Genomic DNA, 19,877 nt, shown 5'->3' on the forward strand with positions numbered 1-19,877 from the left:
TTCCCCGGCGCCCGGCGCTACGCGGGCTTACCCGGTGGCGATCACCAGCGCGGTGGCGATCGCGGCCAGGCCCTCGCCACGTCCGGTCAGCCCCAACCCGTCGGTCGTCGTCGCCGACACCGAGACCGGCGCGCCCAGCAATTCCGACAGCACCCGCTGCGCCTCGTCGCGGCGTGGACCGACCTTCGGCCGGTTCCCGACGACCTGCACCGCCGCGTTGCCGATCCGGAAACCGTGGTGCGCGGTCAGCTCCGCGACGTGGCGCAGCATGTCGGCGCCACTGACGCCCTGCCAGCGCGGATCGTCGACCCCGAACACCGCGCCCACGTCGCCCATCCCGGCCGCCGACAACACCGCGTCGCACAGCGCGTGCGCCGCGACGTCGCCGTCGGAATGTCCGGCACAGCCGTCGGCGTCGGCGAAAAGCAGACCCAGCAGCCAGCACGGGCGGCCGGATTCGATCGGGTGTACGTCGACGCCGAGCCCCACCCTGGGAAAGGGATCCGGCCCGTTCACCCGCGCACCACGGTCTCGGCCAGCAAGAGATCGAGCTGCGTGGTGATCTTGAATGCCAGCGGATCGCCCTCGACGACCTGGACCTGGCCGCCGACATGCTCGACCAGCGACGCGTCATCGGTGAAACCAGGCATCCCGGCCCCGGCGCGGTAGGCACGCGACAGCAGGTCGGCCGCAAAGCCCTGCGGAGTCTGCACGGCGCGCAGCCCGGCGCGCTCCGGCGTCCCCAGGACCACCCCGTTGGCGTCCACGGCCTTGATGGTGTCATGCAGACGCAACGCGGGCACCACGGCGTCGTGACCGGCCCGCAGCGCCGCCACCACGCGGGTGATCAGCGTCGGGGGCGTCAGCGCCCGCGCGGCGTCGTGCACCAGCACGAACTCAGACGCCGCGGGCAGGGCCGCCAGGGCCAGGCTGACGGATTCGGTGCGGTCGGGGCCGCCCGCGACGGCGGTGACCCGTCCAGCGCCGACGTGATCACCCAGGAGCCGCCTGGCCTCGTCGATCCGGTCGGCGGGGACGGCCACCACGACGTGATCGACGACGCCGGATTCCAGCAAGCCGGCGACGGCGCGCTGTAGCAGCGTGCGCCCGTCGACCAGACAGAATGCCTTGGGAATTCCGGCGGCCAGCCGTTCACCCGACCCTGCGGCGGGAACGACAGCGACTACTTTGCCCGAGGTGCCCGTCTCCGGGGCCAACCCCGTCTCCGGGACCAACGAAGTGTCAGGACCTTCAGGAAGCGGCGGCCAGAACCTCGTCGAGGATGGTCTCCGCCTTGGCGTCGTCGGTGCTCTCGGCCAGCGCCAATTCACCGACCAGAATCTGGCGGGCCTTGGCCAGCATCCGCTTCTCGCCGGCCGACAGACCACGCTCCTGGTCGCGACGCCACAGGTCGCGGACTACCTCGGCGACCTTGTTGACATCGCCGGAAGCAAGCTTTTCGAGGTTGGCCTTGTAGCGGCGTGACCAGTTCGTCGGCTCTTCGGTGTGCGGGGCGCGCAGCACCTGGAAGACCTTGTCGAGGCCCTCCTGTCCGACGACGTCGCGAACACCGACGTACTCGGCGTTGTCAGCGGGAACTCGAACGGTCAGGTCACCCTGCGCCACCTTCAAGACGAGATACTCTTTTTGCTCCCCTTTGATGGTGCGGGTTTCGATCGCCTCGACTAACGCAGCACCGTGATGCGGGTAAACAACGGTGTCGCCGACCTTGAAGATCATCTGATTCGAGCCCCTTTCGTTACTTCATCCTAACACGGCCACCTAACTACGCGCGAAGCAACGATGCAGGTCAGGGGCACAACACGCGAAGATTAGGGGTTGACATGGGGATCAAGTCGTGCAGTGCAGCACATTACCAACGCCCCCGGGGCAGCCCCGCGGCGGGCTTGAAATCAGCTCCTGCGGCGCTCCTGCGCAGGTCTGGCGCCCCGCGCTATCGCGCGCGAGACCTTGCTACTACTGTGCATAGTTGCATTAGTCGAACCGGCTCAGCAGGAGGCTTGAGAGAGTGAACCGCTTCAAGATCCGCCTCGGCCTCCCCGCGCTCGCCGTCGCCGGCGCGATGGCCGTTCTGGCCGCTCTGCTCAGCGGTTGCGGAGCCGGTCAGGTCTCGCAGATGGCGGTCCAGGAGCCGGCCATCAACGGCAACAAGGTCACATTCAACAACGTGGCGCTGCGCGACATCCGGATCCAGGCCAGCCAAACCGGCGACTACCTGCAGCCGGGCCGGACCGTGGACCTGGTGCTGGTGGCCGTCAACCAGTCGGCCACTACCGCCGACAGGCTGGTCGGCATCACCAGCGACATCGGCACGGTGACGGTCAGCGGCGACGCTCGACTGCCCGCCGGCGGGTCGCTGTTCATCGGCACGCCGGAGGGCGAGAAGGTGGCACCCGGTCCGATCGGTTCCAACACCGCGGCGGCCAAGGCGACGGTCAACCTGGCCAAGCCCATCTCCAACGGCCTCCTCTACAACTTCACCTTCAACTTCGAGAAGGCCGGGCAGGCCACCGTGGCCGTGCCGATTTCGGCCGGGCTGAAGCCGCCGCAGCAAAACCAAGCGGGGTAACCGCCTGTCGTGACGCGGGCTTGTCGTAGCGGCTCGATACCGTCATGGCGTGGCAACAGCGCGCTCCCAATACCGGTGTTCGGAATGCCGGCATGTCACCGCGAAGTGGGTCGGCCGCTGCCTGGAGTGCGGCACCTGGGGCACCGTTGACGAGGTTCCAATTCTCAGTGCGGTCGCCGGCCGGCGCAGCGGACTGGCGACGGCATCGCCGGCGGTGCCCATCACGTCGGTCGAGCCCAACGCCAGCCGGCACCGCAGCACGGGGGTAGGCGAACTCGACCGGGTGCTCGGCGGCGGCGTGGTGCCCGGCTCGGTCACCCTGCTGGCCGGCGATCCGGGCGTGGGTAAGTCGACGCTGCTCCTCGAGGTCGCCCATCGCTGGGCGCGATCCGGCCGCCGCGCGCTGTACATCTCGGGTGAGGAGTCCGCGGGCCAGATCCGGCTGCGCGCCGACCGCATCGGCTGTGGCAGCGACGAAATTTATCTGGCCGCCGAATCGAATCTGCACGCCGTGCTCGAGCACATCGCCACGGTCAAGCCCGCGCTGGTGATCGTCGACTCGGTGCAGACCATGTCGACCACCGAGGCCGACGGCGTCGCCGGGGGCGTCACGCAGGTGCGCGCGGTGACGTCAGCGCTGACCGCCGCGGCCAAATCCAATGGGGTCGCGCTGATCCTGGTCGGGCACGTCACCAAGGACGGGGCGATCGCCGGGCCCCGTTCGTTGGAGCATCTGGTCGATGTGGTGCTGCACTTCGAGGGCGACCGCAACGGCTCGCTGCGCATGGTCCGGGGGATCAAGAACAGGTTCGGGGCCGCCGACGAGGTCGGGTGTTTCCTGTTGCACGACAACGGAATCGAGGGCGTCGCCGACCCGTCGAACCTGTTCCTCGATCAGCGCCCGGCGCCGGTTCCCGGGACCGCGATCACGGTGACCCTCGACGGGAAGCGCCCGCTCATCGGTGAGGTGCAGGCGCTGCTCGCCACGCCGGCGGGCGGCTCGCCGCGCCGCGCCGTCAGCGGCATCGACCAATCGCGGGCCGCGATGATCACCGCGGTGCTGGAAAAGCACGCCAGGTTGCCCGTCGCCGCCAACGACATCTACCTGTCCACGGTCGGCGGCATGCGGCTGACCGACCCGTCGTCGGACCTGGCGGTCGCGGTCGCGCTGGCCTCGGCGCTGGCGGACCTGCCGCTGCCCACCACGGCGGTGATGATCGGCGAAGTGGGATTGGCCGGCGACCTGCGGCGGGTCAGCGGCATGGAGCGGCGCCTGTCCGAGGCCGCGCGCCAGGGGTTTTCCATCGCGCTCATCCCGGACGGGGACGATCCGCGGCGCGAGATCGTGCCGAACGGCATGCGGGCGCTCCGCGCGCCCACCATCGTGGCGGCGCTGGAGCACATGATCGACATCGCCGGCCACCGCGGTGGCCCGCCCGCAAACTTGCGATCGCTAGACGCATGGCGCTTTCGGCCTGAAGAATGACCTTTTGTGACCCGTCCGACGCTGCGTGAGACCGTCGCCCGCCTGGCTCCGGGCACCGGGCTGCGTGACGGCCTGGAACGCATCCTGCGTGGGCGTACCGGCGCCCTGATCGTGCTCGGCAACGACGAGGCCGTCGAGGCCATCTGCGACGGCGGGTTCGCCCTGGACGTCCGCTACGCCCCCACCCGGCTGCGCGAGCTGGCGAAGATGGACGGCGCCGTGGTGCTGTCCACCGACGGCAGCCGCATCGTGCGGGCCAACGTGCAGCTGGTTCCCGACCCGTCGATCGCGACCGACGAATCGGGAACCCGGCACCGCTCCGCGGAACGGGCCGCGATCCAGACCGGCTACCCGGTGATCTCGGTGAGCCACTCGATGAACATCGTGACCGTGTACGTGGGCGGCGAGCGCCACGTGGTCGCCGACTCGGCGACCATCCTGTCGCGGGCCGACCAGGCCATCGCCACCCTCGAGCGCTACAAGATCCGGCTCGACGAGGTCAGCAGGCAGCTGTCGCGCGCCGAGATCGAGGACTTCGTCACGTTGCGTGACGTCTTGACGGTGGTGCAGCGGCTCGAGCTGGTCCGCCGCATCGGTGAGGTGATCGACAACGACGCGGTGGAACTCGGCACCGACGGGCGCCAACTGCGGCTGCAGCTCGACGAGCTGCTGGGCGGCAACGAGGATGCCCGCGAACTGATCGTGCGCGACTATCACGCCAGCCCGGAGCCGCTGTCCGAGGCGCCGGTGACGGCCACGCTCGACGAACTGGACGCGCTGTCGGACACCGAGCTGCTCGACTTCACCATCCTGGCAAAGGTTTTCGGGTACCCGTCGACCACCGAGGCGCAGGATTCGGCGGTCAGCCCGCGCGGTTATCGCGCGCTCGCCGGCATTCCCCGGCTGCAGTTCGCCCATGCCGACCTACTGGTTCGCTCGTTCGGGACGCTGCAGAACGTGCTGGCGGCCAGCGCCAACGACCTGCAATCGGTCGACGGCATCGGCGCGATGTGGGCTCGGCACGTGCGGGAGGGACTGTCGCAGCTGGCGGAGTCGACGATCACCGACTCATTGAGTTAAAGCCTGTGCGGCCTCAGCCGGCCGGCGGCGGGGCCATCGGCGGCGCCTCCGGCTGGGGCACGGCGCCCGGCTGCCCCGGCCCGGGCACCGGGCCCGGTGGTGGCGGCGGCTGGTTCATGATGAACGGAACCGGCATCGAACGCAGATTGCCCAGCTGCACGACGAGGTTGTAGGTGCCCGGCCCGATCGCCGGTCGCGGCAGCGGGCAGTGCGGCGCCGAGCCCATGCCCGTCCAGGTCACCGCGGTGGTCACCTGCTCGCCCGGCGTGAAGGTTTTGATCAGCGTCTCGTTGGACGGGGCGCAGTCCAGGTTCGACCACAGCCGCTTGTTGTCCAGCGAGTAGACGTAGGCCGCCAGCACCGCCGCGCCGACGTCGCGCTTGCAGGCCACCAGGCCGATGTTGGTGACGACCATGGTGAACTTCGGCTGGTCACCGATGAAGTACTGGGGCGCGTTGGTCAGACCCTTGACCGCCAGCGTCGAATCGGGGCAGTCGTCGCCCTCCTTCAGCACCGGCGGCGGTTGGACCGCGGCGGTGGGTGTGGGGGTTTCGGGGTTCTGACCCTGCGCGGGCGGGGCCGCCGGAGCGGGGCCCTCGGGTCCCGGCGGTGGGGGCGCTTGGGGCGCAGGCGATCCCGGCTTGTTCTGAGCGGCACTGGCTTTGTCGGCATTGGCGGGCTTGGCTCCCGCGTTATGCCCCATGAATGCGATGACGACTGCGGCCACGATCCCGATCACGACGACCGCGATACCAATGGCCAGGCCTCTGCGCCGCCAATAGATCTCGGTGGGTAGCGGGCCACGCGGTTCCAGATCGAGCACGTTCGCAGCGTAGGCCCAGGTCACATCGATTCGGCTGACCCGGCTCGGCGTGTCGCCAGGTTTGCTGGCCAACCGCCGTGTAGTGGCGGCCGAGCGCGTGGCCTATTGGTCGCCTGTCAGGCGCCTATGTCGCCGACGTGGTCGCACAACGCCGCCCGGCCGTCGGCGAGGTGGTAGGTGACACCGGCCACGCCCACCGTGCCGTCGGCGATGCGCTCGGCGATCGCCGTGGACCGCGACACGAGCTGCGCAACGGTTTCGCGGACGTGTCGTTCCACGAACTCCTCGACGCGGCTCAGGCCGTCGCGGCGGCCCATCAGGATCGACGGCGCCACCCGCTCCACCACGTCGCGCACGAACCCGCCGGGGATGGATCCCTCGTCGATGGCGCCCAGGGCGGCCTTGATCGCGCCACAGCTGTCGTGACCCAGGACGACGATGAGGGGCACGTTGAGCACGCTCACCGCGAACTCGATGGAACCCAAGACCGCGGTGTCGATGGCCTGCCCGGCGGTGCGCACCACGAACATGTCGCCCAGGCCCTGATCGAAGATGAGCTCGGCGGCGACCCGGCTGTCCGAGCAGCCGAACACGACCGCGGTCGGGCTCTGACCGGCGGCCAGGCTGGCGCGATGCTCAACACTTTGGCTGGGATGCTGCGGCTTACCGGCGACGAATCGCTCGTTACCCTCCTTGAGTGACTTCCAAGCGGTTACCGGACTGGTGTTAGGCATGGCAGAGATTGTGCCGCAAGCAGAGGTGACGGGTCTGACGGGCCCGGAATTCATATCAGCCACCAATCTTGTCGCCTGGTACGACAGCTCGCGCCGCGACCTGCCCTGGCGCGAGCCCGGGGTCAGCGCCTGGCAGATCCTGGTCAGCGAGTTCATGCTGCAGCAGACCCCGGTGTCGCGGGTGCTGCCGATCTGGTCGGATTGGGTGCGGCGCTGGCCCACCGCGTCGGCCACCGCCGCGGCCAGCGCCGCCGACGTGTTGCGCGCCTGGGGCAAGCTGGGCTACCCGCGGCGGGCCAAGCGGTTACACGAGTGCGCCATCGCGGTCGCGCGCGAGCACGACGACGTCGTGCCCGACGACGTCGACACCCTGCTGACGCTGCCCGGTGTCGGCAGCTACACCGCCCGCGCCGTCGCCTGCTTCGCCTACGGACAGCCTGTTCCGGTGGTGGACACCAACGTGCGCCGGGTGGTGGCGCGGGTGGTGCACGGCCTGGCCGACGCGGGGGCGCCGTCGGCGACCCGCGACCACGCCGACGTGTCGGCGCTGCTGCCCGAGGACGGAACGGCACCGAAGTTCTCCGTCGCGCTGATGGAACTGGGCGCGACGGTGTGTACGGCGCGCGCGCCGCGCTGCGGGCTGTGCCCGCTGGGCCGGTGCGCGTGGCGGCACGCCGGTTATCCGCCCGCGCAGGGCCCGGCGCGCCGCGTTCAGGCCTACGCCGGGACCGACCGTCAGGTCCGCGGGCGGCTGATGGATGTGTTGCGCGCCAACGACTCTCCGGTGACCCGCGCCGACCTGGACGTAGCGTGGCTGACCGACACCGCACAGCGCGACCGGGCGCTGTATTCGCTGCTGGCCGACGGCTTGGTGACGCAGACGCGCGACGGCCGGTTCGCCCTAGCCGGCGAGGAATGACTCGACCGCTTGGCGGTACAGCCCGGGCGCCTCGTCGTGAATCAGATGACCGGCTTCCGGGACCTTCAAATACGTTGTAGCTAAGCCGGTTTCGGCCATCTCCCGCATCTGCCCGGGCGGGGTTACCGAATTGCCGGCCTCGATCAGCAGCGCGGGGCAACGCACCGCGCGCCACTGCGCCCAGTAGTCCCGGGTGCCCCACTCGGCGGCGATCTCGATCCACCGCGCGGTGTGACCGTGCAGCCGCCAACCGGTTTCGGTGCGGTCGAAGGCCTCCAGGAAGTATTGGCCGGCGACCGGTCCGAATTCGGCGAAAACCCGCTCGGCGGAGCCGAATTCGACCGGAAGGGCGTGCAGCCAGGGTTCCCAGGGGCCGGTGGTGCGGCCGCGGAAGTCCGGCGCCATGTCCTCGAGCACCAGCGCGGTAACCAGCTCGGGTCGCTCGGCGGCCAGGCACCATGCGTGCAGGGCGCCCATCGAATGCCCGACCACCCGGACGGGCGCCTCCAGCGTGCTCACCGCGTCGACCAAGTCGGCCACGAACCGTTCGGTGCTGATCGGGTGCGGATCTTCGACGTCGCGGCCCCGATGCCACGGCGCGTCGTAGGTGTAGACAGTGCCCAGCCGGGTCAGCCAGGGCAGCTGCCGCGGCCAGGTGGTTCCCCGTCCCATCAGGCCGTGCACCAGCACCAGCGGGTCGCCGTCTCCCCCGTGGCAAGTCAACAGCTGGCTGGGCATAGCACCATCTTGCGTGCACCGCCCACGACCCGGGCACGGGGATGGGCGAGGTAGCCTAGCGGGCATGTCGCCAGTGGTGAAGATCAACGCAATCGAAGTACCCGCCGACGCCGGCCCGGAACTGGAGAAGCGGTTCGCCCACCGGGCGCACGCCGTCGACAACCAGCCCGGCTTCCTCGGCTTTCAGCTGCTCCGCCCGATCAAGGGCGAGAACCGCTACTTCGTGGTGACCCAGTGGGAGTCCGAAGAGGCATTCCAGGCGTGGGCGCAGGGGCCCGCCATCGAGGCGCACTCCGGCGAGCGGGCGAAGCCGGTGGCGACCGGGGCCTCGCTGCTGGAATTCGAGGTTGTGATGGACGTTGCCGGCAACAAGCAGGCTGGCTAGCGGGCTGTCGGCCAGGCGCCGCGCGTGGGTGCTGAGCGCGGCCGCCGCGTTGGTGTTGACCTCGGCGCCCGGTTGCGCCCCTAACCCGTCCCCGCAGGCGAACGCGGCGAATCCGGGACGACAGATCGACACCCGCACCCCGCCCGGCATCCGGGCCCAGCAGACGTTGGACATGCTCAACTCGGACTGGCCGATCGGCCCGGTCGGGGTCGGCACCCTTGCCGCGCCCGACAAGGTCGAGTCGGTTCAAACCACCATGGAGGCGCTGTGGTGGGACCGGCCGTTCACGCTCAACGGCGTCGACCTTGGCGCGAGCGTGGCGACCCTGCACCTGACCTCGTCCTACGGCGCCCGGCAAGACATCCGGATTCACACCGACGACGCCGGTTCGGTGGACCATTTCGACCTCGAGACCCAGGCGCCCACCATCAGCTCGTGGCACGACATCGACGCGGTGCTGAGCAAGACCGGTGCGCGCTACTCCTATCAGGTCGCCAAGGTCGACGATGGGCGTTGCGATCCGGTGGCGGGCACCAACACACACGAATCCTTGCCGCTGGCATCGATTTTCAAGCTGTACGTGTTGCACGCGCTGGCGGGCGCGATCAAGGACGGGACGGTGGCCTGGGATGACCAGCTGACGGTCACCGACAAGAGCCGGGCGGTCGGCTCGTCGGGGCTGGCTTTGCCTGCCGGAGCGCATGTTTCGGTACGCACCGCCGCCGAGAAGATGATCGCCACCAGTGACAACATGGCTACCGACCTGCTGATCGAGAAGATGGGAACGCGCGCCATCTCCGAAGCGCTGGCCACGGCCGGCCATCACGACCCGGCCAGCATGACGCCGTTCCCCACCATGTACGAGTTGTTCTCCGTCGGATGGGGTCGGCCAGACCTGCGCAGCCAATGGGAGCACGGATCGCCGCAAGTCCGCGCGCAACTGCTGAAGCAGGCGAATTCCACGCCGTATGACCCGGATCCGATGCGGGCCCATTCGCCGGCATCCTCCTACGGTGCGGAGTGGTACGGCAACGCCGAGGACATCTGTCGGGTCCATGCGGCGCTGCAGGCCGACGCGGTCGGCAAGGCCGCGCCGGTGCGTGAGATCCTCTCCGCGGTCGCGGGCATCCAGCTGGACCACAATGTGTGGCCGTACATCGGCGCGAAAGCCGGTGGCCTGCCGGGTGATCTGACGTTCAGCTGGTATGCCGTCGACAAGACGCGGCAGCCGTGGGTGGTCAGCTTCCAGCTGAACTGGCCCCGCGATCACGGGCCGACGGTGACCGGCTGGATGCTGAAGATCGCCAAGCAGGCGTTCGCGCTGATCGCCCCGCGCTGAGACCTACAACCGCAGCGTCCAACGGCCGCCGCGGAAGTGCATGACGACGCGGCCGGCCGGCTCGACGTCGATCCGCCAGAACGACGCCGGGTCGATGTTCAGCGCCGCCACGATGGCCGCCCGGATCACCGCCGGGTGTGTCACCGCGACCGTGCGTAATGGGTTGGCGGTCAACGACTCCAGCCACCGCGCGGCCCTAGAGATCAGGTCGGCGATCGACTCACCGCCGTGCGGCGCGGCGCCCGGTTGGCTCAGCCAAGCCTCGACGTCGTCCGGCGGCAGGGCCGCAAGCGCCTCGCCGCGCCACCGCCCACAGTCGAGGTCGGCCAATAGCGGCTCCGTTTCGGCTTGCAGGCCAACCAGTTTCGCGGTCTGCCGGGTGCGCCGCTCTGGTCCGGACATCCGGCGCTGGGCGGCGACGTCCTCGGTCGCCTCGACCTGCCGGCGGCCGAGAGCGTTCAGCGGTTCGTCGGCCGGAAAACGCCCGCCCGCCATGGCGTCCGTCATGCCGTGCGAGAGCAGCGTCAGCCGGACGACGGCGGTCACGCCGCGATACTCGACGCCTGCCGCGTCCGCACCGAAAGCAGCCGCCCGCTGATCGCCGCGAACAACAGGCCGATGCCCGCCCACAGCACCAGCTGCGTGGCCAGCGACAGCAACCTGAACTCGTAAAGGACGTCGGCGGGAAATCCCGGATAGACGATCGTGCCCGCGGCGTCGCGCAGCGGTTCGGGTGTCTCGTTGACGGTCGGCAGCGGCACCGCCAGCACCACGATCGCCACCAGATACGCTGCGGCCGCCAGCAGTCCGGCGTTCCAGACGCCGAACCGGGCTGCGAGCCGCCGCGCCAGCCATACCGCGCCGATCGCCAGCACCACCGACAGCACCACCATCACCAGGTACCAGCCGGTGCGCGCTCCGATCGTGTCGGCCTGCCCGACGGCCGGCGGGTTCGGCGGGTATTTCACGAACGGCACCACGTACACCGCCCCGAATGCGCCTGCCGCCAACAGCAGCGAAAGCCGCTGCGGCTGAACAACTTGCGCCCGCGGATAGACGACGCTGAACAGCACGGCGAACAGCGCGCCCATGGCGAGGCCGAAGATCAGCACACCGAATCCCAGCCCGGGGCCCGATTGCACGCCGCGGGTGAACAGCTCCGCGCTGTGCTCGTGCACGCCGTGGGCGTTCTCGGCGTCGGTGCGGCCGTCTTCAAAGGCGATTGCGCGGGCGATGACGGGCTCGGCGCACACGCGGGCGAAGACGAACGCCAGCAACGCGCCAACGGCTCCCGCAAGCAGACCGCCGCCAATTAGACGTTTCTCCACGAGACGCGGTCAGTGGCAGGGGAAGCCGAGTAGGTGCCGCGCGTCGTGCACGAATTCGTGCACGTGCGAATCGCTGCCGAAGAGCGAGACGGCTCCCTGGTCGACGCCGACGAAGTACAGCGCCAGCAATGCGAGGAAGACGGTCGCCGCCAGCCAAAGCGCGGTGCGTGCGGCGGACAGATCGACCGAGCGGGTGCGGCTGCCGGCCAGCTGCGGGTGGGACACAATCGACTCCTTCTGGGGATAACGCGTCCCCGCTGGGTATGACGGGTCTCGGGTCTGACTGTGACAGTGGCGCGACCGTTCTGGGGTTTCACCAGATTCCGTTACACGTCGATGACAAAGGTCAGTGTAGGGGGCAGCGAAAACGGGCGGTAGTCCGCCTAAGACTTAACCGCCCGTGTTCTCTTCTTCGCTACTGGACGTCCGGTCCCGGGTCCGCGGCGCTGTGCGCCCCGGCTTTCGCCAGGTCCGGCTCCGCCGGCGGCTTGCGGGTACCGATGAAGGTGAATGTGGCGTCCTCGCCGGCGCTTTCGCCGTCCCAGTTGTCCACGTCGACCGTGACGACCTGGCCCGGACCGACCTCCTCGAACAGGATCTTCTCGGAGAGCTGGTCCTCGATCTCGCGCTGGATGGTGCGCCGCAGCGGGCGAGCGCCCAGCACCGGGTCGAAGCCACGCTTGGCCAGCAACGCCTTGGCCTTGTCGGTCAGCTCGAGGGCCATGTCCTTGCTCTTGAGCTGGGTGGCCACCCGGGTGATCATCAGGTCGACCATCCGGATGATCTCGTCCTTGGTCAGCTGGTGGAAGACGATGATGTCATCGATCCGGTTGAGGAACTCCGGGCGGAAGTGCTTCTTCAGCTCGTCGTTGACCTTCTGCTTCATCCGCTCGTAGTTGTTGTCGCCGCCGCTCTGGGTGAAGCCCAGGCCGACCGGCTTCGAGATGTCCGAGGTGCCCAGGTTCGAGGTGAAAATCAGCACGGTGTTCTTGAAGTCGACCGTGCGACCCTGGCCGTCGGTGAGCCGGCCGTCCTCGAGGACCTGCAACAGGCTGTTGTAGATCTCCTGGTGGGCCTTTTCGATCTCGTCGAACAGCACCACCGAGAACGGCTTGCGCCGCACCTTCTCGGTGAGCTGGCCGCCCTCCTCGTACCCGACGTATCCGGGGGGCGCGCCGAACAGCCGCGACGCGGTGAACCGGTCGTGGAACTCGCCCATGTCGATCTGGATGAGCGCGTCGTCGTCGCCGAACAGGAAGTTGGCCAGTGCCTTGGACAGCTCGGTCTTACCGACACCGGACGGGCCGGCGAAGATGAACGAACCCGACGGGCGCTTGGGGTCTTTCAGCCCGGCCCGGGTGCGGCGGATCGCCTTGGAGACGGCCTTGACGGCGTCCTCCTGGCCGATGATCCGCTTGTGCAGCTCGTCCTCCATGCGCAGCAACCGCGTCGTCTCGGCCTCGGTGAGCTTGAACACCGGGATACCGGTCCAGTTACCCAGCACCTCGGCGATCTCGTTGTCGTCCACCTCGGCGACCACATCGAGATCCCCTGAGCGCCACTGCTTTTCGCGCTCGGCGCGCTGACCGACCAGTTGCTTCTCGCGGTCGCGCAGGCTGGCCGCCTTCTCGAAGTCCTGGGCGTCGATCGCCGATTCCTTCTCCCGGCGCGCCTCGGCGATCTTCTCGTCGAACTCGCGCAGGTCTGGCGGCGCGGTCATCCGCCGAATTCGCATCCGGGCGCCCGCCTCGTCGATCAGGTCGATCGCCTTGTCGGGCAGGAACCGGTCGTTGATGTACCGGTCGGCCAGGGTGGCCGCGGCCACCATCGCGCCGTCGGTGATCGACACCCGGTGGTGCGCCTCGTAACGGTCGCGCAGACCCTTGAGGATCTCGATGGTGTGCTCCACGGTCGGCTCGCCGACCTGCACCGGCTGGAACCGGCGCTCCAGCGCCGCGTCCTTCTCGATGTATTTGCGGTACTCGTCGAGCGTGGTGGCACCGATGGTCTGCAGCTCGCCGCGGGCCAGCTTGGGCTTCAGGATGCTCGCGGCGTCGATCGCGCCCTCGGCGGCGCCGGCACCGACCAGGGTGTGCAGCTCGTCGATGAACAGGATGATGTCGCCGCGGGTGTTGATCTCCTTGAGCACCTTCTTCAGGCGTTCCTCGAAGTCACCGCGGTAGCGGCTGCCCGCCACCAAAGATCCCAGGTCCAGCGTGTAGAGCTGCTTGTCTTTCAGCGTCTCGGGGACCTGGCCGTGCACGATGGCCTGCGCCAGGCCCTCGACGACGGCGGTCTTGCCGACGCCGGGCTCGCCGATCAGCACCGGGTTGTTCTTGGTGCGCCGGCTCAGCACCTGCATCACCCGCTCGATTTCCTTCTCGCGGCCGATGACCGGGTCGAGCTTGCCTTCCATGGCGGCGGCCGTCAGGTTGCGGCCGAACTGGTCGAGCACCAGCGACGTCGACGGGCTGCCGGACTCGCCGCCGCGGCCACCGGTCCCGGCCTCCGCGGACTCCTTGCCCTGGTAGCCGCTGAGCAGCTGGATGACCTGCTGGCGCACGCGCGTCAACTCGGCGCCCAGCTTCACCAGCACCTGGGCGGCCACGCCCTCACCCTCGCGGATCAGGCCCAGCAGAATGTGCTCGGTGCCGATGTAGTTGTGACCGAGTTGCAGCGCCTCGCGCAGGCTCAGCTCGAGAACCTTCTTGGCGCGGGGCGTGAACGGAATGTGTCCCGACGGGGCCTGCTGGCCCTGGCCGATGATCTCCTCGACCTGGCTGCGAACGCCCTCGAGCGAGATGCCCAGCGACTCCAGCGACTTCGCCGCGACACCCTCGCCCTCGTGGATCAAACCCAGCAGGATGTGCTCTGTTCCGATGTAGTTGTGGTTGAGCATCCGGGCCTCTTCTTGCGCCAGGACGACGACCCGCCGTGCTCGGTCGGTAAATCTTTCAAACATCGGGTTACCTGCTCTCCCTCAACATCGGTACAAACTAGTTAACGGCCCTTCGAGCAATCCTGCCGGACCCCTGTGGCCGGAATCGCGTACCTGTCTCCACTGTAGTGGTCGGCTTGCCGGCGGGCCTAACCTTGCCGTGCGTTCTGCGCTGCGGACCCGCCCGGTCTTTCCTGGGCCGATCCAAGGCCGATCTCACCTGCGAGTGCCTGCGGCGTTGCCCGCCATAACTGAGGAAACGTTGCGGTGTTCGAATTCGTTTCCCCGGACCGCCCGGCGATTGTTTCGCGCCCAGCGAAACGACGAACCGGCGCCCGGGCCCACAAGCCCCGGCGCCGGTTTAAGAACTGCTAGGTCGCTGCGTGGAACGCGTCGATCACGTCGGCCGGGATGCGGCCCCGCGTCGACACGTTGTGCCCGTTCCGGCGGGCCCATTCGCGGATGGCCGCGCTCTGCTCACGGTCGATCGCGCCCCGGCCGCGTCCCGAGCCGGAACGGCCACGGCGACGGCCCCCGACGCGGCGACCGGCCTCCACCCATTGCTTCAGATCGCTGCGCAGTTTCGCGGCATTCTTGGACGAAAGATCAATCTCGTAGGTCACGCCGTCAAGTCCGAATTCCACCGTTTCGTCGGCTGCGCCGGCACCGTCGAAATCATCGACCAGGGTGACGGTCACTTTTTTGGCCATTGGCTTATCCTCGCATTTCGTCCTGAACAGTTACTAGCAGATCGGATCAAACCTCCCCGGGTCACCAATGTGCCATAACAGGGAAGCATACTCAATCTGTACGGAAGCCGCACATTGATAGTTTCAACTACGACTGGGGCCGAACAATCGGGAACAAAACTGTCTCTCGAATTGACAGACCAGTCAAAGTCATCAACAACCTGTCGACGCCCATTCCCGTTCCGGTACACGGCGGCATCGCATACTCGAGCGCGGCGAGAAAATCTTCGTCGAGCACCATGGCCTCATCGTCGCCCGCGGCGGCCGCGCGCGCCTGCGCGGCGAACCTTTCACGCTGCACGACGGGATCGTTCAATTCGGAATATCCGGTGGCCAATTCGACTCCACGCAGATAGAGATCCCACTTCTCGGTGACGCCCGCGATGCTGCGGTGCTGGCGCGTCAAAGGCGTTGTCTCGACCGGGAAATCCCGCACAAAGGTCGGAGCGACGAGTGCGTTGCCCACGGTGTGCTCCCACAGTTCCTCGACGATCTTTCCGTGTCCGTAGCCGCGGTCGGCGGGAATCTCGACGCCGAGCCGATCGGCGATTCCGAGCAACTGTTCGACCGGCGTCGCAGGCGTGATCTCCTCGCCGAGTGCCGCAGACAATGACGGGTACATTTGTATGGAAGCCCATTCTCCGTCTATGTCGTAGACGCTGCCGTCGGGAAGCGGGAGTTGTCGGGTTCCGATGGCCTCATCGGCGACCTCTTGAATAAGCTCGCGCGTCACTACTGCCGAATCGTCATAGGTTCCGTACGCCTGGTAGGTCTCCAGCATGGAGAATTCCGGAGAATGCGTGGAATCCGCACCTTCGTTTCGAAACACTCGATTTAGTTCGAAAACCCGGTCGAAACCACCGACGACGCAGCGCTTCAGGAACAGTTCGGGCGCGATCCTCAAGTAGAGATCGATGTCCAGTGCATTGGAATGCGTGATGAACGGCCGCGCCGCCGCCCCACCGGCCAGCGTCTGCAACATCGGGGTTTCGACTTCGAGAAACCCGCGGCGCTCCAAAGCGTTGCGTATCGCGCGGATGACGGCGATCCGCTGCCGCGCCACCGTGCGCGCCTGTGGGCGCACGATCAGGTCGACGTAGCGCTGCCGGACGCGCGCCTCCTCGCTCATGTCCTTGTGCGCGACCGGCAGCGGACGCAGCGACTTGGACGCCATCTGCCAGGAGTCGGCCAGCACCGACAGTTCGCCGCGCCGTGAGCTGATCACGTTGCCGTGCACGTAGACGATGTCACCGAGGTCGACGTCGGCCTTCCAGGCGTCGAGGGATTGCCGGCCGACCTTGTCGAGGCTGATCATCACCTGCAGGCTGGTGCCGTCGCCCTCTTGCAGCGTGGCGAAGCAGAGTTTGCCGGAGTTGCGGGCGAAGATCACCCGGCCGGCCACGCCCACGACGTCATCGGTCGCGGTGTCGACCGGCAGGTCGGGGTGGGCGGCGCGGACCTGAGCCAGCGTGTGGGTGCGTTCGACGGCGACCGGGTAGGGGTCGTGCCCCTCGGCGAGCAGCCGAGCGCGCTTATCGCGGCGAATTCGGTACTGCTCGGGAATGTCTAGGTCGTCGGCACTCACGACGTGCCAGCTTAAAGGACCGCGCTTTGCGGGTGCGCCGACGGCTTTGCGGGGCCCAGGGCGCGTGGGTCAGCGTGCCGTCTTCAGCCGGCCGCGCTGGGCGTCGCGGTTGCGCTCGAAGATCAGCCGCAGGCCGTGCAGGGTCAAGTGCTGGTCGTAGTGGGCGACGGTCTGCAATTCGGGCAGGAGCAGCGGCGCGGTGTGGCCGGTGGCGACGATCGCGACGTCGTCGCCGGCAAAGCCGTCCACGTCCTCGCGGATGCGCCCCACCAAGCCGTCGACCAGACCGGCGAAACCGAAGACGGCCCCCGCCTGCATGCACTCGACGGTGTTCTTGCCCACCACCGAGCGGGGTCGGGTCAACTCCACCCGGCGCAGGGCCGCCGAGCGGGCCGCGGCGGCGTCGGAGGACACCTGCAATCCCGGCGCGATCGCGCCGCCGAGGAATTCGCCTTTGGCCGACACGACGTCCACACAGATCGAGGATCCGAAGTCTATGACGATCGCGGGCGCGTTGAACCGGTGAAAAGCGGCCAGGCAGTTGACGATTCGGTCGGCGCCCACTTCCTTGGGATTGTCGACGAGCAGCGGGATGCCGGTGCGCACCCCGGGCTCGATGAGCACGTGCGGCACCGACGGCCAGTACTGGTCGAGCATCAGCCGCACCTCGTGCAGCACCGAGGGGACGGTCGAGAGCGCCGCGGCGCCGGTGAGCCGCTCGGAGTCGTCGCCGATGAGACCGTCGATGGTCAGCGCCAATTCGTCGGCGGTGATCTCCGCTTCGGTGCGGATCCGCCACTGCTGCACGACGTTTGCGTGCTCTTTGGAGCCCGAGATCAGCCCGACGACGGTGTGGGTGTTACGGACGTCGATCGCCAGCAGCACGGCTACCGCGCAACGATCCGGGGATTGAGTAGCTCGGCCGCGTCGTCGGGCACGAACGCCGGATCGCTGCCCAGGTCGATCTGCTTGTTGCCGGCGTCGACGAAGACGATGCGCGGCCGGTAGGAACGCGCCTCGGCGTCCTCCATCGTCCCGTAGGCGATCAGGATAACCAGGTCGCCCGGGTGGACGAGATGCGCTGCGGCACCATTGATTCCGATCACACCGGTGCCGCGCTCTCCGGTGATAGCGTAGGTGACCAGACGGGCGCCGTTGTCGATGTCGACGATGGTGACCTGTTCGCCCTCGAGCAGGTCCGCGGCGTCCATCAGATCGGCGTCGATGGTCACCGAGCCGACGTAGTGCAGGTCGGCCTGCGTGACGGTGGCCCGGTGGATCTTCGACTTGAGCATCGTCCGTAGCATCAGTTCCTCCAAGGTGATTGGGCGTATTCGTGGTGTCCGTCCGGCCCAGCGGTGCCGGCGGGTGTTTCGATCTGCATCTCGATGTTGTCCAACAGCCTGGTGGTGCCCAGCCGGGCCGCGACCAGCAGCCGGGCCGAACCGTGGGCGGGCGCCGGGCCCAGGCCGGCGTCGCGCAGTTCGAGGTAGTCCACGGTGAGGTCCGGTACGGCGTCCAGCACCGCGCGCGCCGCGGCCAGCGCGGCCGCCCCGCCGTCGTGCGCGGCGTGCGCACCGGCCGTCAGCGCGGCCGAAAGCGTCACGGCCAGTTCGCGTTGCGTGCGGTCCAGGTAGCGGTTGCGCGACGACATCGCCAGGCCGTCGGATTCCCGGACCGTCGGCACGCCGATCACTTGCGCGTCGATGTTGAGGTCGGCGACCATCTGACGGACCATCACCAGCTGCTGATAATCCTTCTCCCCGAAGAAGATTCGGTCCGGCCGCACGATCTGCAACAGCTTGCACACGACGGTGAGCATTCCCGCGAAATGGGTCGGCCGGACAGCGCCCTCCAGCTCGGCGGCCAGCGGCCCGGGCTGCACGGTGGTGCGCAGACCGTCGGGATACATCGCGGCGGCAGTCGGGGTGAACACGATTTCGACGCCCTCGGCCCGCAGCAGCGCGACGTCGTCGTCCAGGGTCCGCGGGTAGGCGTCGAGGTCCTCGCCGGCGCCGAATTGCAGCGGGTTGACGAAGATCGACACCACCACCACCGCGCCGGGCACCCGCTTGGCCGCGCGCACCAACGCCAGGTGTCCGTCGTGCAGCGCGCCCATGGTGGGCACCAACATCACCCGGCGGCCGGTGTGGCGCAGGGCGCGGCTGACGTCGGCGACATCGCGCGGCGCGGCATAGACGTTGAGTTCGCCCGCCGTGAAGGCCGGAGGCCTGCCGGGACTCATGGCGCCAGCACCTCCACGACGTCTTTGGGGGCGTCCGCGCGCTGGGCGGTCCGCAGGGCGTTCACCCGGTACGCCTGCGCGAGCTCGGGCCCGACCTCCCCCAGCACGGAAAGATGCGCCGCGACGGCGGCAGCGTCACCGCGAGCGACCGGACCGGTGAGGGCCGCCTGTCCGCGTCGCAGGGTGTTCTCCAGCGCCGCCCTGGCCAGCGGTCCGATGACGCGTTCGGCGAAGCCGCCCGGTTGATCGTCGACGGTCTGTTGGCCGAGCAGTTCGCTGCCGCGCAGTGCCGCGCGCAGCGCGTCGAGCGCGTCGGCGAGCACGGTCACGATGTGGTTGCCTGCGTGGGCGAGGGCCGCGTGGTACAGGACGCGGGCCTCGTCGGCGACGCAGAACGGTTCGCCGCCCATCTCCAGCACCAGCGATTGCCCGATCGCATATCCGATCTCGTCGGCCGCGGTGACGCCGAAGCAGGAATCGGCCAGCCGGCTGATGTCTTCATCCGAGCCGGTGAAGGTCATCGCCGGGTGGATCGCGAGCGGGATGCAGCCGTGCTGCGCAAGCGGCTCGAGAATGCCGATCCCGTTGGCGCCGGACGTGTGGACCACGATGGTTCCGGGCCGTACCGCCGACGTAGCGGCCAACCCCGATATCAGACCGGCGAGTTCGCTGTCCGGGACCGCGAGCAGCAACAGCTCGGCACCGGCGGCCACCTCGGGCGGTGGTGCCACCGGCGTATCGGGCAGCCGGCGTTGTGCGCGTTGCCGCGACGCATGGGAGATGGCGCTACACGCCACCACGACGTGGTCCGCGCGCTCCAGCGCGACACCGAGAGCGGTGCCCACGCGGCCGGCCGAGATGATTCCCACCTTGAGCCGAGCCGGGCGCAAACCGTCGAGCTGCACCATCGCAGACGACCTCACAGATATCTTGTTCGT

22 protein-coding genes are annotated in these 19,877 nt (G+C 68.4%); 6 read left to right on the forward strand and 16 right to left on the reverse strand.

Going from position 1 to position 19,877, the window contains the following annotated elements:
• Positions 1-27 precede the first annotated feature (27 nt).
• From ispF to carD, 3 genes are read right to left on the reverse strand one after another with little or no spacing between them, the layout of a single operon-like run.
• Positions 28-516: a 2-C-methyl-D-erythritol 2,4-cyclodiphosphate synthase gene (gene ispF / locus AC5Y4T_RS23620; protein ID WP_499917021.1), complete on the reverse strand. Its 489-nt coding sequence runs from the start codon at positions 514-516 to the stop codon at positions 28-30.
• A complete protein-coding gene (gene ispD / locus AC5Y4T_RS23625) occupies positions 513-1,217 on the reverse strand; it encodes a 2-C-methyl-D-erythritol 4-phosphate cytidylyltransferase (RefSeq protein ID WP_499947587.1) in 705 nt (234 codons plus the stop codon). The genes ispF and ispD overlap by 4 nt, the downstream gene beginning before the upstream one ends.
• A gap of 34 nt (positions 1,218-1,251) precedes the next feature.
• Positions 1,252-1,740: an RNA polymerase-binding transcription factor CarD gene (carD, locus tag AC5Y4T_RS23630; protein WP_007166539.1), complete on the reverse strand. Its 489-nt coding sequence runs from the start codon at positions 1,738-1,740 to the stop codon at positions 1,252-1,254.
• A 289-nt stretch (positions 1,741-2,029) separates the two neighbouring features.
• Here carD and AC5Y4T_RS23635 point away from each other — a divergent pair, with 289 nt between their 5' ends.
• Genes AC5Y4T_RS23635 through disA form a run of 3 tightly spaced genes read left to right on the forward strand, consistent with a single transcriptional unit; the run spans position 2,030 to position 5,156 of the window.
• Positions 2,030-2,590 (forward strand): copper chaperone PCu(A)C domain-containing protein, encoded by a 561-nt coding sequence (locus AC5Y4T_RS23635; protein ID WP_499947432.1) that lies wholly within the window; start codon positions 2,030-2,032, stop codon positions 2,588-2,590.
• A gap of 49 nt (positions 2,591-2,639) precedes the next feature.
• Positions 2,640-4,076, forward strand: a complete 1,437-nt coding sequence (radA, locus tag AC5Y4T_RS23640) for a DNA repair protein RadA (RefSeq protein ID WP_499947431.1) — start codon at positions 2,640-2,642, stop codon at positions 4,074-4,076.
• Between the two features lie 6 nt (positions 4,077-4,082).
• Positions 4,083-5,156 carry a DNA integrity scanning diadenylate cyclase DisA gene (gene disA / locus AC5Y4T_RS23645; RefSeq protein WP_499955729.1) on the forward strand — a complete coding sequence of 358 codons (1,074 nt, stop codon included), beginning with the start codon at positions 4,083-4,085 and terminating at the stop codon, positions 5,154-5,156.
• A 13-nt stretch (positions 5,157-5,169) separates the two neighbouring features.
• Here the strand turns inward: disA and AC5Y4T_RS23650 are convergent, their stop codons facing one another.
• Positions 5,170-5,979: a hypothetical protein gene (locus AC5Y4T_RS23650; RefSeq protein WP_499917028.1), complete on the reverse strand. Its 810-nt coding sequence runs from the start codon at positions 5,977-5,979 to the stop codon at positions 5,170-5,172.
• Between the two features lie 116 nt (positions 5,980-6,095).
• Positions 6,096-6,713: a carbonic anhydrase gene (locus AC5Y4T_RS23655; protein WP_499917030.1), complete on the reverse strand. Its 618-nt coding sequence runs from the start codon at positions 6,711-6,713 to the stop codon at positions 6,096-6,098.
• Between AC5Y4T_RS23655 and AC5Y4T_RS23660 the strand changes: the two genes are divergently transcribed.
• On the forward strand, positions 6,712-7,632 hold the full coding sequence (locus AC5Y4T_RS23660; RefSeq protein WP_499917031.1) for an iron-sulfur binding domain-containing protein: 921 nt from the start codon (positions 6,712-6,714) through the stop codon (positions 7,630-7,632). The two genes, AC5Y4T_RS23655 and AC5Y4T_RS23660, sit on opposite strands and share 2 nt — an antisense overlap.
• On the opposite strand, the gene AC5Y4T_RS23665 is transcribed toward AC5Y4T_RS23660, so the two are convergent.
• Positions 7,615-8,370 carry an alpha/beta fold hydrolase gene (locus tag AC5Y4T_RS23665; RefSeq protein WP_499917032.1) on the reverse strand — a complete coding sequence of 252 codons (756 nt, stop codon included), beginning with the start codon at positions 8,368-8,370 and terminating at the stop codon, positions 7,615-7,617. The two genes, AC5Y4T_RS23660 and AC5Y4T_RS23665, sit on opposite strands and share 18 nt — an antisense overlap.
• A gap of 64 nt (positions 8,371-8,434) precedes the next feature.
• Here AC5Y4T_RS23665 and mhuD point away from each other — a divergent pair, with 64 nt between their 5' ends.
• Positions 8,435-8,755: a mycobilin-forming heme oxygenase MhuD gene (gene mhuD, locus AC5Y4T_RS23670; RefSeq protein WP_007772332.1), complete on the forward strand. Its 321-nt coding sequence runs from the start codon at positions 8,435-8,437 to the stop codon at positions 8,753-8,755.
• A complete protein-coding gene (locus AC5Y4T_RS23675) occupies positions 8,730-10,094 on the forward strand; it encodes a serine hydrolase (protein ID WP_499917035.1) in 1,365 nt (454 codons plus the stop codon). The genes mhuD and AC5Y4T_RS23675 overlap by 26 nt, the downstream gene beginning before the upstream one ends.
• Before the next feature lie 3 nt (positions 10,095-10,097).
• Here AC5Y4T_RS23675 and AC5Y4T_RS23680 read toward each other — a convergent pair whose 3' ends face one another.
• The 10 genes from AC5Y4T_RS23680 to AC5Y4T_RS23725 form a co-directional block, all read right to left on the reverse strand.
• Positions 10,098-10,640 (reverse strand): histidine phosphatase family protein, encoded by a 543-nt coding sequence (locus AC5Y4T_RS23680; protein ID WP_499955731.1) that lies wholly within the window; start codon positions 10,638-10,640, stop codon positions 10,098-10,100.
• Positions 10,637-11,422: a CbtA family protein gene (locus AC5Y4T_RS23685; RefSeq protein ID WP_499955733.1), complete on the reverse strand. Its 786-nt coding sequence runs from the start codon at positions 11,420-11,422 to the stop codon at positions 10,637-10,639. Before AC5Y4T_RS23685 ends, AC5Y4T_RS23680 begins: the two co-directional genes overlap by 4 nt.
• 9 nt (positions 11,423-11,431) lie before the next feature.
• Entirely contained in the window at positions 11,432-11,647 is a 216-nt protein-coding gene (locus tag AC5Y4T_RS23690) for a CbtB domain-containing protein (protein WP_499955735.1), read from the reverse strand.
• Between the two features lie 190 nt (positions 11,648-11,837).
• On the reverse strand, positions 11,838-14,384 hold the full coding sequence (gene clpC1 / locus AC5Y4T_RS23695) for an ATP-dependent protease ATP-binding subunit ClpC (protein ID WP_499917043.1): 2,547 nt from the start codon (positions 14,382-14,384) through the stop codon (positions 11,838-11,840).
• Between the two features lie 347 nt (positions 14,385-14,731).
• Positions 14,732-15,070 (reverse strand): histone-like nucleoid-structuring protein Lsr2, encoded by a 339-nt coding sequence (gene lsr2, locus AC5Y4T_RS23700; RefSeq protein WP_066955505.1) that lies wholly within the window; start codon positions 15,068-15,070, stop codon positions 14,732-14,734.
• Positions 15,071-15,197: 127 nt separating this feature from the next.
• Positions 15,198-16,694, reverse strand: coding sequence for a lysine--tRNA ligase (gene lysS / locus AC5Y4T_RS23705; RefSeq protein ID WP_499955737.1), 1,497 nt, complete (start codon positions 16,692-16,694; stop codon positions 15,198-15,200).
• A 69-nt stretch (positions 16,695-16,763) separates the two neighbouring features.
• On the reverse strand, positions 16,764-17,579 hold the full coding sequence (locus AC5Y4T_RS23710; RefSeq protein ID WP_499947422.1) for a type III pantothenate kinase: 816 nt from the start codon (positions 17,577-17,579) through the stop codon (positions 16,764-16,766).
• Positions 17,580-17,581: 2 nt separating this feature from the next.
• Positions 17,582-18,001, reverse strand: a complete 420-nt coding sequence (gene panD / locus AC5Y4T_RS23715; protein ID WP_499955739.1) for an aspartate 1-decarboxylase — start codon at positions 17,999-18,001, stop codon at positions 17,582-17,584.
• Positions 18,001-18,939 carry a pantoate--beta-alanine ligase gene (gene panC / locus AC5Y4T_RS23720; protein WP_499955741.1) on the reverse strand — a complete coding sequence of 313 codons (939 nt, stop codon included), beginning with the start codon at positions 18,937-18,939 and terminating at the stop codon, positions 18,001-18,003. The genes panD and panC overlap by 1 nt, the downstream gene beginning before the upstream one ends.
• On the reverse strand, positions 18,936-19,847 hold the full coding sequence (locus tag AC5Y4T_RS23725) for a Rossmann-like and DUF2520 domain-containing protein (protein ID WP_499955743.1): 912 nt from the start codon (positions 19,845-19,847) through the stop codon (positions 18,936-18,938). The genes panC and AC5Y4T_RS23725 overlap by 4 nt, the downstream gene beginning before the upstream one ends.
• Between the last annotated feature and the right edge of the window lie 30 nt (positions 19,848-19,877).

Source organism: Mycobacterium sp. NGS11 (genome assembly GCF_059813315.1).